The organism is Belnapia mucosa, from assembly GCF_016775475.1.
GTDB classification, from domain to species: domain Bacteria; phylum Pseudomonadota; class Alphaproteobacteria; order Acetobacterales; family Acetobacteraceae; genus Belnapia; species Belnapia mucosa.
In genome coordinates this window covers 1-13,394 of sequence record NZ_JAEUXJ010000009.1, presented here as the reverse complement: position 1 = coordinate 13,394, position 13,394 = coordinate 1, and the positions used below count along the sequence as shown (strand labels likewise).

General features: G+C 70.7%; 10 protein-coding genes. 6 read left to right on the top strand and 4 right to left on the bottom strand.

Annotated elements, in window-relative coordinates:
* Nucleotides 1-59: 59 nt before the first annotated feature.
* From mutS to JMJ55_RS19225, 3 genes are read left to right on the top strand one after another with little or no spacing between them, the layout of a single operon-like run.
* Nucleotides 60-2,717, top strand: a complete 2,658-nt coding sequence (gene mutS, locus JMJ55_RS19235; protein ID WP_202827219.1) for a DNA mismatch repair protein MutS — start codon at nucleotides 60-62, stop codon at nucleotides 2,715-2,717.
* Nucleotides 2,718-2,737: 20 nt separating this feature from the next.
* Entirely contained in the window at nucleotides 2,738-5,554 is a 2,817-nt protein-coding gene (locus JMJ55_RS19230) for a [protein-PII] uridylyltransferase (protein ID WP_202827218.1), read from the top strand.
* Between the two features lie 51 nt (nucleotides 5,555-5,605).
* Entirely contained in the window at nucleotides 5,606-5,884 is a 279-nt protein-coding gene (locus tag JMJ55_RS19225) for a hypothetical protein (protein ID WP_202827217.1), read from the top strand.
* On the opposite strand, the gene JMJ55_RS19220 is transcribed toward JMJ55_RS19225, so the two are convergent.
* The 3 genes from JMJ55_RS19220 to JMJ55_RS19210 all read right to left on the bottom strand — a co-directional run bounded on the left by JMJ55_RS19220 (nucleotide 5,885) and on the right by JMJ55_RS19210 (nucleotide 8,705).
* Nucleotides 5,885-7,666, bottom strand: coding sequence for a chloride channel protein (locus tag JMJ55_RS19220; protein ID WP_236033855.1), 1,782 nt, complete (start codon nucleotides 7,664-7,666; stop codon nucleotides 5,885-5,887).
* 51 nt (nucleotides 7,667-7,717) lie between these two features.
* Nucleotides 7,718-7,867 (bottom strand): hypothetical protein, encoded by a 150-nt coding sequence (locus tag JMJ55_RS19215; RefSeq protein WP_202827216.1) that lies wholly within the window; start codon nucleotides 7,865-7,867, stop codon nucleotides 7,718-7,720.
* A 91-nt stretch (nucleotides 7,868-7,958) separates the two neighbouring features.
* Complete coding sequence (locus JMJ55_RS19210) at nucleotides 7,959-8,705, bottom strand: TSUP family transporter (protein ID WP_202827215.1); 747 nt, start codon at nucleotides 8,703-8,705, stop codon at nucleotides 7,959-7,961.
* Nucleotides 8,706-8,787: 82 nt separating this feature from the next.
* On the opposite strand from JMJ55_RS19210, the gene JMJ55_RS19205 reads away from it, so the two are divergent.
* The 3 genes from JMJ55_RS19205 to JMJ55_RS19195 all read left to right on the top strand — a co-directional run bounded on the left by JMJ55_RS19205 (nucleotide 8,788) and on the right by JMJ55_RS19195 (nucleotide 12,190).
* Nucleotides 8,788-9,669, top strand: a complete 882-nt coding sequence (locus tag JMJ55_RS19205) for a LysR substrate-binding domain-containing protein (protein ID WP_202827214.1) — start codon at nucleotides 8,788-8,790, stop codon at nucleotides 9,667-9,669.
* 21 nt (nucleotides 9,670-9,690) lie between these two features.
* Nucleotides 9,691-11,235: a murein biosynthesis integral membrane protein MurJ gene (murJ, locus tag JMJ55_RS19200; RefSeq protein WP_202827213.1), complete on the top strand. Its 1,545-nt coding sequence runs from the start codon at nucleotides 9,691-9,693 to the stop codon at nucleotides 11,233-11,235.
* Nucleotides 11,236-11,302: 67 nt separating this feature from the next.
* Nucleotides 11,303-12,190 carry an FkbM family methyltransferase gene (locus tag JMJ55_RS19195; protein ID WP_202827212.1) on the top strand — a complete coding sequence of 296 codons (888 nt, stop codon included), beginning with the start codon at nucleotides 11,303-11,305 and terminating at the stop codon, nucleotides 12,188-12,190.
* 27 nt (nucleotides 12,191-12,217) lie between these two features.
* Here JMJ55_RS19195 and JMJ55_RS19190 read toward each other — a convergent pair whose 3' ends face one another.
* Entirely contained in the window at nucleotides 12,218-13,225 is a 1,008-nt protein-coding gene (locus JMJ55_RS19190; RefSeq protein WP_202827211.1) for a class I SAM-dependent methyltransferase, read from the bottom strand.
* Nucleotides 13,226-13,394: the final 169 nt, after the last annotated feature.

The window sequence follows — 13,394 nt, the reverse complement described above, 5'->3', positions numbered from 1 at the left end:
TCGAAAAGGCCGCGGGTTTGCGGCTGCGAAGGTTCGGCATCCGGGCTAGACAGGCCGGGATGGACAGCCTGCCGGAACCCCCCCGCCCCACCGCCGAAGGCGCCTCACCCGCCATGGCGCAATGGTTCGCCAACAAGGCCGAACATCCGGATGCGCTGCTGTTCTTCCGGATGGGCGACTTCTTCGAGCTTTTCTTCGCCGATGCGGAAGCGGCTTCGGAAGCGCTTGACATCGCACTGACCTATCGGGGCGAGCATCAGGGGCAGAAGATCCCGATGTGCGGCGTCCCGGCCCATAGCCATGAGAGCTATCTGGCCCGGCTGATCCGCCGCGGCTTCCGGGTTGCCATCTGCGAGCAGATGGAAACGCCGGAGGAGGCCAAGCGCCGCAAGGCCCCGGCGGTGCGGCGCGAGGTGGTGCGACTCGTCACCCCCGGCACCGTCACCGAGGAGACGCTGCTGGAAGCGGCGCGGCCGGCTTGGCTGCTGGCCCTTGCGCCCGGTGAGGAACGGCTCGGTGCCGCCTGGCTCGACCTCTCGACCGGCGCCTTCGAGACCGAGGCGCTGGCCCCGGCCGATCTGCACGCCCTGCTGTCCCGGCTGGAGCCGACGGAGGTGCTGGCGCCGGCCGCGCTCGGCCTGGCCGGGGCGGTGGAGACGGCGGTGCCGCGGGATGCCGCCCGCCGCGTCGCCGAGGCCTATGGGCTGGCGACCCTCGACGGCTTCGGGGAATACCACCCGGCCGAGATCGCCGCCGCCGCCATGGCGCTCGACTATCTGAAGACGACGCAGAAGGGGGCGCAGAGCGGGGCGCTGGCGCATCTCTCCCGCCCGGTGCCGCGCGGCAGCCAGGGCGTGCTGCAGATGGATGCGGCGACGCGGCGCAGCCTCGAGATTCTCCGCGCCGAACGTGGCGGGGCGCGGGATTGCCTGCTGGGCGCGGTGGATCGCTGCGTGACGGCGGCCGGCAGCCGCCTGCTCGCATCCCGGCTGGGCTGTCCGCTGGCGGAAGCGGCCCCGATCCGCGCCCGGCATGATGCGGTGGCGGCGCTGCTCGGCGCGCCGGCGCTGCGGGGCGCCATCCGCGCGGCGCTGAAGGGGGCGCCGGATATGGCGCGGGCCCTGGCCCGGCTCTCGCTCGACCGCTTCGCCCCACGCGACCTGGCCGCGATCCGCGACGGCCTCGCCCGCGCCGCCATCATCGCCGAGGCGCTGGACCGGCCGGAGGGGCTGGCGGCCATCCCGCCGCTGCTGGCCGGGGCCGCCGCGGCGCTGCGGCCGGAGCCCGATCCGGCGCCGGAACTCGCCCGGGCGCTGGCCGAGAGCCTGCCGGCGCGGCTCGACGATGCGGGCATCGTCGCCCCCGGCTATGACGGGCAGCTCGATGCGCTGCGCCGGCTGCGGGACGATGCGCGCGGCGCCATCGCCGCCCTGCAGCTCGATCTCTGCCAGGCCTGGGGCGTGGCCGCGCTGAAGATCCGCCACCACCAGCAATTCGGCTACCTGGCCGAACTTCCCGCTGCTGCCGGCGAGAAGCTGCTGCGGGACGCACCACCCAAGGCCACCGGCGATTTCGCGCCGATCCACCGCCAGACCATGGCGAATGGCGTGCGCTTCACCTGCGCGGCGCTGGCCGGGCTCGACCGGCGCCTCTCCGAGGCGGCGGATGAGGCATCGCGGCGGGAGCGGCTCATCACCCGCCATCTCCGCACCCTCTGCCTCGGCGCCGCCGCCGGGATCGCCGGCGCAGCCGAGGCGCTGGCCGAGATCGACATCCAGGCCGCCAGTGCCGAGCTCGCCGCCGATGGCGGCTGGTGCCGGCCGGAGATGACCGAGCGGCCGGACTTCGCCATCACGGGCGGGCGGCACCCGGTCGTCGCCGCGGCGCTGGCCCGCAGCCGGGCGGGCGCCTTCGTCCCCAATGACTGCGACCTCTCGCCAGGGGGGCGCATCTGCCTGCTGACCGGGCCGAACATGGCGGGCAAATCGACCTTCCTGCGGCAGAATGCGCTCTTCGTCGTGCTGGCCCAGGCCGGGCTCTTCGTCCCGGCGCAGCGGGCGCGGATCGGCCTTACCGACAGGCTCTTCTCCCGCGTCGGTGCCTCCGACGATCTGGCCGGCGGCCGTTCCACCTTCATGGTGGAGATGGCGGAGACGGCGGCGATCCTGAACCTCGCCGGGCCGCGCAGCCTGGTGGTGCTGGATGAGGTCGGGCGCGGGACGGCAACCTGGGACGGGCTCGCCATCGCCTGGGCGGTGCTGGAGGCGCTGCATGACCGCACCCGCTGCCGTACGATCTTTGCCACCCACTTCCATGAACTGACGGCGCTGGCAGGGAAGTTGCCCGAGCTGCAACTGGCCACGATGCGCGTCAGGGAGTGGAAGGGCGAGGTCGTCTTCCTCCACAGCGTCGCTCCGGGCACGGCCGAACGCAGCTGGGGCCTGCATGTGGCGAAGCTCGCCGGCGTGCCGCGCGCCGTCCTCGCCCGGGCCGGGCAGGTGCTGGCCTCGCTCGAGGAGCGGGCGCGGGGCCTCGATCCGCTCTCGGACGAACTGCCGCTCTTCGCGCGGCCGGGTGGGACGCAGCCCGCGCCGGCACGGCATCCGGTGCTGGAGGCGCTGGCGGCGCTCGATCCCGACAGCCTCAGCCCGCGCGAGGCGCAGGAGATGGTCTATCATCTCCGCAGCCTCATGGATGGCGCTGTCAACCTCGGCTGACCCGCGTTAGGCTAGGGGGGATGACCAAACCGGCGTCCTTCCCGGCCCTGGGCAACAGCCCCCGGCCGCCCGCCCCGGCCGATGCGCCCGGGGTGATCCCCGACCTGATCGCCGAACTGGTGGCGGGCCCGCTCCGGCGCGAACAGGCGCTCGACCTGTTGCGCACCCATCTCGGCCGCATCCAGGGCCGGGTGCAGGACGCCTTCGAGGCGCATGAGCTGGACGGGCTGCCGGCCGCGCGCTGGCTGGCGGCGCTGACCGATGGGCTGATGCTGGCGATCCATGCCTATGCCCTGGCCATGTCCCCGGCCCGCAACGCGGCGGAGGAAGCCGAGGCGCCCTTCGCCCTGGTCGCCACCGGCGGCTATGGCCGCGGCGTGCTGGCGCCCTATTCGGATATCGACCTGCTCTTCCTCACCGACCAGCAGGCCGGGCCGCGGGCCCAGCGGGTGGTGGAGTTCATCCTCTACCTGCTCTGGGATCTCGGCCTGAAGGTCGGCCATGCGACGCGCAGCCTCCGCGACTGCATGGAGGAGGCGGAGCGCGACACCACCGTGCTCACCGCCCTGGTCGATGCCCGCTTCCTGGTCGGCGAGCGGCCGGTCTACGAGCGTTTCTCCGCCGCCTTCGACAAGTCACGCCGGGAACGCGGCCTCGCCGCCTTTCTCGCCGCCAAGCGGCAGGAGCGTGCCGGGCGCCATGCCCGCTATGGCGACAGCCCCTTCCTGGTCGAGCCGCATGTGAAGGAAGGCCGCGGCGGCTTGCGCGACCTCCAGACCCTCTACTGGCTCGCCCGCTACGCCTTCGGCACCCAGCGCATGCCGGAGCTGGTGGGCGAAAACAGCCCGGGCGGCGGGTTGCTGACCGAGCATGAGGCCCGCGCCATCCGCCGGGCCTGGAACTTCCTCTGGACCGTCCGCTTCCATCTTCATTACGTCGCCGGCCGGGCCGAGGAACGGTTGACCTTCGACTTCCAGCCCGTAGTCGGCGCCCGCATGGGCTATACGCCGCGCGGGCGGCAGGACGGCGTCGAGCGCTTCATGAAGCACCTGTTCCTGACGGTGCGGGACGTGCTGCGCCTGACCCGGGTGCTGGAGCCGGCGATCGAGCGCGCCGCGCTCGGCCCCCCCGCCATCCGCCGCCAGGGCGATGCGGCGCTGGCCGAGGCGGGGCTGGCGCTGGCCGATGGCAAGCTGGTGGCGGCGCCGCCGAACCGCGACTTCTCGCGCGAGCCGGTGCTGATGCTCCGCATCGTCAAGGCGGCGCGCGACCGGAAGATGGAGATCCATCCGCTGGCGATCCGGGCGCTGATCCGCAACGCCCATCACGCCGCGGCGCTGCGCGGCCAGCCGGAAGCCAATACGCTCTTCCTCGATATCCTGACCGGCCGGGACGCCGCGCTCTGGCTGCGGCTGATGAACGAGACGGGCTTCCTCTCCCGCTACATTCCCGACTGGGCGCGCATCGTCGGGCTGATGCAGTTCGACACCTACCATGTCTTCACGGTGGACGAGCATACGATCGAGGCGATCGGCGTCCTCCAGCAGATCGAGCGCGGCGAGCTGGCGGAGATCGCGCCCGTCGCCTCGGAGCTGATCGGCCAGCTCCAGTCCCGCCGGGCGCTCTATGCCGCAGCGATGCTGCACGACATCGCCAAGGGCCGCGGCGGCGACCATTCCGAACTCGGCGCCCGCATCGCCACCGAGATCTGCCCGAAGATCGGCCTGACGCCCGAGGAGACGGAGACGGTCTCCTGGCTGGTGCTGCACCACCTGCTGGTCAGCCAGACCGCCTTCAAGCGCGACATCGAGGATCCGAAGACCATCCTCGACATCGCCGATCTGGTGCAGTCGCCGGAACGGCTCCGCCTGCTGCTGGTGCTGACGGTCTGCGACATGCGCGCCGTGGGGCCCAAGGTCTGGAACGGCTGGAAGGCGACCCTGCTGCGGGAGGTCTATTGGCGGGTCGCCGAGGTGCTCGCCGGCGGGCTTTCGGTGCCGGAGCGGGATGTGCGCGTGGCCCGCGCGCGGGAAGCGGCCGGGGCCATGCTGCAGGCCTGGCCGGCGGCGGAGCGGGAGAAATTCCTCGCCCTCGGCTATCCCGGCTACTGGCTCTCCTTCGATGCGGAGACGCATGCCCGCCACGCCGCCCTGATCCGGGAGGCGGAATCGGTCCAGGCGCCGCTCACGGTCCGCACCCGGGTGCTGGAGGCGCGGGCGGTGACCGAGGTGACGGTCTATGCCGCCGACCATCCCGGCCTGTTCAGCCGGATCGCCGGCGCCCTGGCGGTGGCCGGGGCCAGCATCGTCGATGCCCGCATCCATACTCTGACTAATGGCATGGCGCTGGATACCTTCTGGGTGCAGGACGCGGCCGGCGGCGCCTTCGATGCGCCGCACCGGCTGGCCCGGCTTTCGGTGCTGATCGAGCAGTCTCTCTCGGGCCGGCTGCGGCTGCGGGACGAAATCCGCAAGGTCCGGCGCGAGCCGGCGCGGCTGCGGGCGGTGACGGTGCCGCCGCGCGTGGTCTTCGACAACCATGCGAGCAACACCCATACCGTCATCGAGGTGAATGGCCGCGACCGGCCCGGCCTGCTGCATGACGTGACGGCGGCGATCAGCGACCAGGGGCTGCAGATCGCCTCGGCCCATATCACCACCTATGGCGTGCGGGCGGTGGACGTCTTCTATGTGAAGGACGTCTTCGGCCTGAAGGTGGAGAATGAGCGCAAGCTGGCCAGCCTGCGCCGGGCGATGGAGGCCTCGCTCACGCCGCCAGGCGGGGAGGGGGGCGGCATGGTGGCCGCGGCCCCGCGGGCGGCGGCTGACCCAGCGTAAACTTGCGGCTGCCCCGGCGCGTTGCCCCCATCTTACCGGGAGCAACCGCCGATGCCTGAACCTGATCGCCGCAGCAATATCGAGCCGCAGGAAAACCTGACCAGCAGCCATGGCCCGCACGCCCCGGTGCGGGACAAGACGCATCAGTACAAGCCCTCTCCCGGCGAGAACAACAACCGCAACGACCCCGCCGCGCCGGGCGGGCCGGTGAATATCGGGGTGAAGGGCGGCGTGCCGGACGACAACGGCCCCGAAGGCGCCGGACAGGCGGAGGACCGGGCGACCGGCCTCGGCAAGAAGGACAGCTCGGCCGGGCTGGCCCAGGAATAGTCAGCCCGAGGCGATCCCGCTTTCCTCCCGTCGTCGCTTCTCCACCTCCTCGCCATAGCGGCGGAGGAGGTGGGCTTCGGTCAGCAGGCCGATGACGCGGCGGGCGGGACCGTCCACCACGGCCATGGCCTCGGCCTCCGCCGCCTCGAAGGCGGCCATGGCGACGCTGGCATTCATGCTCGGCAGCAGCACCCGGTCCGTCAGGTGCAGCAGCCCCTCCAGCGCGGTCTCGGGCGGCGCTGCATGCGCCTCGGGCACCGAGACGATGCCGGCATAGCGGCCGCCCTCGCCCAGTATCACCACCCGCGTCGCCGCACCCAGCGGGAAGCGCTGCCGGAAAGCGGCGAGGTCGAGCGCGGCCGGCGCGGTCGGCACCGCCCGCCGCATCAGGCTGCCGACCGTCAGGTCGTTCACCCAGCCGATGTCATGCGCGCTGCGGATCGCCTCGCCGCGCAGGTGGAAGCGCCAGGTGGCGAAGGAATAGCCGAAGAGGCGCCGGACGATCAGGCCGGAGACCGCCACCGCGGCCAGGACCGGCCCGGCCACCGCGAGGCTGCCGGTGGTCTCCAGCGCCAGGAAGGTCATCGAGAGCGGCGCGCCAATGACCGCGGCGCCGAAGGCGCTCATCCCGATGATGGTCAGGATCAGCGGATCGGGCCCTGGCGGTGAGAGCATGGCCAGCACCCCGGCGAAGAGCTTGCCGCCCAGCGCCCCGATCAGAAGCGAGGCGAAGAACAACCCGCCGCGGAAGCCGCTGCCGAGCGAGACGATGGAGGCCGCTGCCTTCACCAGCAGCAGCACCAGCACCGGCCAGGCCGGCGCCTCGGTCATGAAGGCCAGATGCAGCGCGCCATGCCCGGCCGAGAGCGCGACGGGCGAGATCAGCGCCAGCCCGCCCACCGCCAGCCCGCCCAGCATCAGCCGCAGGGGGACGGAGGGTATGAAGCGCGTCAGCAGCGTTTCGGTCGTGCCGACGCCGCGCATCAGCAGGATGCCGCTGAGGCCGCAGAGCGCGCCGAGCAGCAGCGCCAGAGGGTAGTAGCCGGGATCGACCACCCCGGGCGCCGCCGTCTCCACCACATAGGTCCCGGCCTGGAGCAGGCGGGCGACCAGCACCCCGCTGACCGCGCTGGCCACCACCGGAAAGAGGGCGGCGATGCTGTAGGTGCCGATCACCAGCTCGAAGGCATAGAAGGCGCCGGTCAGGGGGGCGTTGAAGGCGGCGCCGATGGCGGCCGCGGTGCCGGCGCCGACCAGGATGCGGAGATCGCCCCGTCGCAGCGAGCAGGCCCGGCCGAGGCGGGAGGCGATGCCGCCACCGACCTGGGTATAGCCCGCCTCCAGCCCGACCGAGGCGCCGACGCCGTTCGAGAGCACGGTCTGCGCCCCGACCACGGCGCCATCGGTCAGGGACAGCCGCCCGCCATGCAGGGCATTGGCCTCGATCGGGTCGATCGGCCGCTTCGGCCGCCAGCGGGCGATGAGATGGTTCAGCCCGGCCAAGGCGAGCCCGCCCAGCACCGGCACCAGCAGCACCAGCTCATCCGGCAGGCGCGTCGCGGCGGAGAGGCGCAGATGCGGCTCCAGCCCGTAGAGCAGGCGCTGCAGCCCATGCGCCGCCGCGCCCATGCCCCAGGCGAGCAGCCCGACCGCGGCCCCGACCAGCACGGCGAGGCCGACCACCGCCACCTCGCTGCCGCGGACCCAGCCGCGCAGCCGGGCCGCCATCCGTTCCCAGCGGCGTTGCAGCAGCACCCGGCGGCGGAGGGCGAGGCTTGTCATGCCCGGCGTCATGGACTGCGGCGCCGCTGCTGACGAAACAACTTCCGGTGGTCAGTTCCCGGTGAGCAAGGCCCGGCCCCGCTCGGTCGGGGCGACCAGCACGGCGCCGCCCTCGCCACGCATCAGGGCGACGAAGCCGCCATCCACTGCATCCTCCCAGACCGTCAGCCGGGGGCAGGAGGTGCGCCAGGCCTCGATCACCTCGGGGTAGGGGCGCGGCGAGGTGGCGACGGAGGCGACGAGGTCGCGGTCAGCGGAGTGATCACATCCGGCTGCATGGTTTTTCCTCCCGTCATGGCGGCAGCAGGATCAGGGTGCTGCCGTAGAGAACGTAGTAGCCGGAGACGAGGCCGATCAGCCGGTCGGTCCAGCGCCGGTACTGGCTGTCCGTCATCGCCTCCAGGATGCGGCGGGCGAGAGTGGTGCCGAGCATGGAGCAGAGCACCCCCGCCGCCGCCAGCACCGGGTCGAGCCCCGCCGCCTGCTCCGCCAGCCCGCTGAAATAGAGCAGCTTCAGCCCGTGGCCGAGGATCTGCCCGGCCGCCTTGGTGGCGACGATCTGCCGCCGCTCCAGCCCGCCACCCAGAAAGAAGCGGTCGATCAGGGGGCCGGAGACGCCGGTCAGCAGCATCAGCGACATGGCGCAGGCGCCATAGGCCAGGCCCTGCACCGGGCTATGCGGATCGGGCGCCAGCCGCGCCGGCATCAGCTTCACCAGGAAGGGCGTGATGCCGAGGGCGAGCAGGGCCAGCGGCTTGTCCGGCACCCAGCCGACCAGGCTCCAGCCCAGCAGGGCGAGGCCGAAGCCGCCGCCGACCGCGACCAGGGGCCGCCAGAGGATATGCTTCCGCCAGAGGAAGCCGCGCCAGCCATTGGAGGCCATCTGCGTCACCGCATGCAGCGCCATCGCCTCCGGCAGCGGCATCAGCGCCAGCAGCACGCCGATCAGGACCAGCCCCCCGGCCATGCCGAAGATGCCGGAGAGGAAGGCGGTGCCGGTCATGACCAGGCAGAGCAGGGGCAGGAGGGCGAAGCTCATGCCCCCTGCTCTGCGCCCGTTGAGCCCCCGTCACAAACCGAGATATGCTGCGCTCAGCCTCAGGAAAGTTGAGCCTGCCCGCATGCGCCGGCTGCCCTTCCTCAACGGAATCCGCGCCTTCGAGGCCGCCGGACGCACCGGCAGCTTCGCCGCGGCGGCGGCGGAGCTGCATGTCAGCCCCGCCGCCATCAGCCGCATGGTGAAGCTGCTGGAGGCGCGGCTCGGCCTGCCGCTGTTCGAGCGGCGGGCCAACCGGCTGACCCTGACCGCCGCCGGGGCCCGCTACCGGGGCGGATTGACCAGCCTGCTGGATGAGCTGGCGCGGCTGACCGGGGAGGTGGCGGGGATGACGGGGCGGCAGGTCCTGACGCTCGGCGTCGGCCCGACCTTCGCCATCCGCTGGCTGATTCCCCGCCTCGCGGATTGGCAGCGGCGGCAGCCGGGGATCGAGGTGCGCATCACCACCGGCGGGGCGGCGGCACCCTTCGCCGAGGACTGGACCTGCGGCATCCGTCTCGGCGACGGGCAATGGCCCGGGCTGATCGCGCAGCCGCTCTTTGCCGCCGATCTCACCCCGGTCTGTGCCCCGGCGACCGGCCGCCGCCTGCGCCGGCCCGAGGACCTGGCCGGGGAGAGCCTCCTCCGCGTCGCCCATGCGCCGGAGGATTGGCCGCGCTGGCTGGAGGCGGCGGGCATCCCCAGCCTCCTCGCCCATGGGCCGCGCTTCGATTTCTACGGCCATGCCCTGCAGGCGGCGGCCGATGGGGTGGGGGTGGCCATGGGCATCCGGCCCTATATCGATGACGACCTGGCGGCGGGGCGGCTGGTGGCGCCCTTCCCGCGCTCGGTCGCCAAGGGCGGGGGGTGGTTCCTGGTCCACCAGCCCTTCCGCGCCGGGGAGCCGGCCTTCGCCGCCTTCGCCCGTTGGATCGCCGAAGCCGCTGGAGCCTCGCCGCCGGGCTGAATACCGGCTAGAGGGCGCGCCATGCTCAAAGGCGTCCTCACCGTTGGCGGCTGGACCATGGCCAGCCGCGTCCTCGGCTTCGCGCGCGACATGTTCATCGCCGCCCGGCTCGGCGCCGGGCCGATGGCGGATTGCTTCTTCGTCGCGCTCAAGCTGCCCAACCTGTTCCGCCGGCTGTTCGGGGAGGGCGCCTTCAACGCCGCCTTCGTGCCGGCCTTCGCCGGCACCCTGGCGGTGCAGGGGCCGCGGGTGGCGCAACAGCTGGCCGAGCGGATGGCGGCGCTGATGACCCTCTGGCTGAGCCTGCTGGTGGTGATCGGCGTCATCGCCATGCCGCAGCTGATGCGGGTGCTGGCGCCGGGCTTCTCGGACGACCCGGCCAAATTCCAGCTCGCCATCGAGCTGACGCGGATCACCTTCCCCTATCTGCTGTTGATCTGCCTGACGGCGCTGGTCTCCGGCGTGCTGAACGGGCTGGACCGCTTCGCGGCGGCGGCGGCGGCGCCGATCTTCTTCAACCTGCTCTCCATGGCCTCGCTGCTGGTCCTCACCCCCTATGTGGCGACGCCAGCGCATGCGCTGGCCTGGGGCGTGACCGTCTCGGGCGCGGTGCAGCTGGCCCTGGTGCTATGGGCCTGTGCGCGGGCGGGGATGGCGCTGCATTTCCTGAAGCTACCGAGCCTGGCGCCGGAGGTGCAGCAGGTGCTGCGGCGGATGGTCCCCGGCATCATCGGTGCCGGCGTCACCCAGCTGAACCTCGCAGTCGATGTCATCATCGCCAGCTTCCTGCCGGCGGGGGCCGTCTCCTACCTCTACTACGCCGACCGGGTGGGGCAGCTGCCGCTCGGCGTCATCGGGGCGGCGGTGGGGACGGCGATGCTGCCCCTGCTGTCCCGCCAAGTGCGGGCCGGGGAGAGCCTGTCGGCGCACCGGACCATGAACCGGGCGGCGGAGCTGTCCCTGCTGCTCTGCCTGCCGGCGGCGGTGGGGCAGGCGGTGGCGGCCTGGCCGATCGTCGTCGTGCTGTTCCAACGTGGCGCCTTCGGGGCCGAGGAGGCGGGGGCGACCGCGGCGGCGCTGGCCGCCTATGCGATCGGCCTGCCGGCCTATGTGCTGGTGAAGATCTTCGCCCCCGGCTTCTTTGCCCGGGGCGACACCTCGACGCCGGTGAAGGTGGGCTTCGCCGCGGTGGCGCTGAACCTGCTGCTGAACCTGCTGCTGACCCGCTATCTGAGCCATGTCGGCGTGGCGCTGGCGACGGCGCTGTCGGCCTGGTTCAACGCGGTGATGCTGGGCGGGCTGCTGTTGCGCCGGGGCCAGTTCCTGCCCGACCGGCGGCTGCGGCGGAACGGGCCGCGGCTGCTGCTGGCGGCGGCGATCATGGGGGCGGTGCTCTGGGCGCTGGAGGGGCTGCTCTTCCCCGCCGGGCCGGGCCTCCGCTTCGCCGCGCTGGCGGCGCTGATTCTGGCCGGGTGCCTGGCCTATTTCGCGGCGGCGCACCTGCTGCGGGCGGTGGATCTGCGCGAGGTGCGTCGGATGCTGCGGCGGCGGCGGAAAGCGGGGTAAGATTAGTCAAGGGATCACCATGGCGTTATGGTAAGGCCCCTGAACAGTGCTCCTGCCAAGGTTTCCCATGCCGACCGATGACTGGATCGATCTCCTCACGCTTGACGACTTGATCGGCAATCATGACCGAACCCGTCTGGAAGCTGCCATGCGCAGGCGGTGCCATACGGTTCCGGTCGATCCTCACACGATCCTCTGTCGCATCCTTGGCCGCTACAAATTCTTCGTCGATTGCCGAGACCGCGGTCTTGCTCCGCATCTAATGCTGGACGGCTATTGGGAATACTGGGTTTCTGACTTCATCTGGCGAAACGTACGGCCTGGTGGCACGGTCCTCGATGTCGGGGCCAACCTTGGCTACTACACCGTGCTGATGGCCGAACTCGTCGGTGCGGGCGGCAATGTCTTCGCCTTCGAGCCAAATCCACGGCTATTCGATCTGCTGAAGCGCAATGTGGATATCAACGGCTTCACGACCCGGACCGAGTGCATGCCGAAGGCAGTGACCGGGCGCAGCGGCGAGATCCTGCATTTTCGTGCCAAGACAACAGACCCAAAGAATGGCGCGTTGCTGCCGCCGTTGGCCACGGGCGAAACTTTACCGGATGTGGTGGAACTGAAGGTCGAGAGCCTTGCCCTCGACGATTTGCCAACCGGCCCAGTGGATTTTGCCAAAATCGATGTCGAAGGCGCGGAGGAGGATTTGTGGGCTGGCATGCAGGGCTTGATCGCACGCAGCCCCGACATCCAGATTCTGCTGGAGTTCAACCCATTGCGGTGCCGGGAACCGCAGCAGATGCTAGCGCAGATGTCGGCATTGTTTCCGCTGCGTCAACTCGACGACGATGCGGTGGTGCGTCCGACCGAACCTGACCGCATCCTGGGCACACGGGAGGATACGATGTTGTACCTCTCACGGCTTGAACCGATCGATTTCGCCAACCGCCGGGGCTGAGAAGCCCTCCCTTCCGGGGGGCGGGCCTCAGCCTGCCTTGCGGATGATAAGACCGATCGACGTAGTCACGAAACCGGCGGCCAGCAGCTTCAGATGCGGCAGGGCGAAGGGCGGTAGGTCGATATGGCGGTCGATCTCGCGGTCGCCGGGGTGGAAATTCAAAGGCGCCACCTCGTGCCCCGCAGCCACTAACCGGCTGGCCAACGCTTCGATGTCGCATTTGCGGAACAGCGAAAGGGCCGGTGCTTCAAGCGTAGCGTCGTTCGAGGAAAGATTGAATTCCGTGGTGTGGATAGCATAGCCCCCCGGGCGCAACGTCCTCAGGCTATTTTCAATGAAGCGCAGCCCGTGCTCCAGCGAGCCCAGATGCTCAAGCGCGCAGGAGGACCAGCACACGTCGAAATCGGCTAGGTCTGTGGGGATCGCATTCATGTCCACCGGCTGGAAGCTGACCTGGCGCCGCAGATCGTCGAAGGGCAGTATTGCTGGATGGTTCAGCGCCTGCAGGCCAGCCGCATGCTGATTGGTGGTGTCCCAGCCTTGGCCGCGGATGAGATCGGCTGGAGCATCGGTGGCCAGCACGATCGCGCCAGCCTTGGCAAGCAAGGCGGGCAATGGTTCTTCACCAACGCCGAAGCCAAGGGCGCGTATTCCCGGCCGCAACAGCGCCTTGGCCTGCATCGCAGAGACCAAGTAACAGAATTCCCACACCTTCCGGTGCGGCGAAGCCGCCATATTCAGGCGAGCACAGTATTCAGCGAAGGCCGGTTCTGTAAGCTGTCCTGCGGTGCAGAGCTGGCTGACCGGTTCCGTAAGGCTGGGCGGTGCAAAGCGCCAAAGCAGAGAGGGGTCGGCCGGCGGCTGCAGCAGGAACAGCGGCGCTGCATAGGCCCTGGAGGGATCGGCCGCGATCTGAAGGTTTTTGAACTCGCCGGTTTGCAGGAAGGCAGCACGGAGTGAGGCGAGGTCGGCATGCTGCTGATGCAGGGCGATCTCTGCCTCGTTCAGCGGTTCGCGGCCGATCAGTAGGCGCATAGCCCAAATCACCGCTTCTCGGCTGACCGAGGCCGGCGGCTGGAGTGCAGGGTTTTCTGTCGCCCCGGCGTCTGTGCTTTTCGACATTATACGACGAAGTCGCTTTCGAGCAGTTGGGCTTTGGTGATGCCGACGAGGTAGAGGTAGTCGAGGCCGTCGCCGAGGGCGA

Coding starts and splice junctions, on each gene's coding strand:
- mutS (WP_202827219.1), top strand. CDS start 60: ATGGACAGCCTGCCGGAACCCCCCCGCCCCACCGCCGAAGGCGCCTCA.
- JMJ55_RS19230 (WP_202827218.1), top strand. CDS start 2,738: ATGACCAAACCGGCGTCCTTCCCGGCCCTGGGCAACAGCCCCCGGCCG.
- JMJ55_RS19225 (WP_202827217.1), top strand. CDS start 5,606: ATGCCTGAACCTGATCGCCGCAGCAATATCGAGCCGCAGGAAAACCTG.
- JMJ55_RS19220 (WP_236033855.1), bottom strand. CDS start 7,666: ATGACAAGCCTCGCCCTCCGCCGCCGGGTGCTGCTGCAACGCCGCTGG.
- JMJ55_RS19210 (WP_202827215.1), bottom strand. CDS start 8,705: ATGAGCTTCGCCCTCCTGCCCCTGCTCTGCCTGGTCATGACCGGCACC.
- JMJ55_RS19205 (WP_202827214.1), top strand. CDS start 8,788: ATGCGCCGGCTGCCCTTCCTCAACGGAATCCGCGCCTTCGAGGCCGCC.
- murJ (WP_202827213.1), top strand. CDS start 9,691: ATGCTCAAAGGCGTCCTCACCGTTGGCGGCTGGACCATGGCCAGCCGC.
- JMJ55_RS19195 (WP_202827212.1), top strand. CDS start 11,303: ATGCCGACCGATGACTGGATCGATCTCCTCACGCTTGACGACTTGATC.
- JMJ55_RS19190 (WP_202827211.1), bottom strand. CDS start 13,225: ATGCGCCTACTGATCGGCCGCGAACCGCTGAACGAGGCAGAGATCGCC.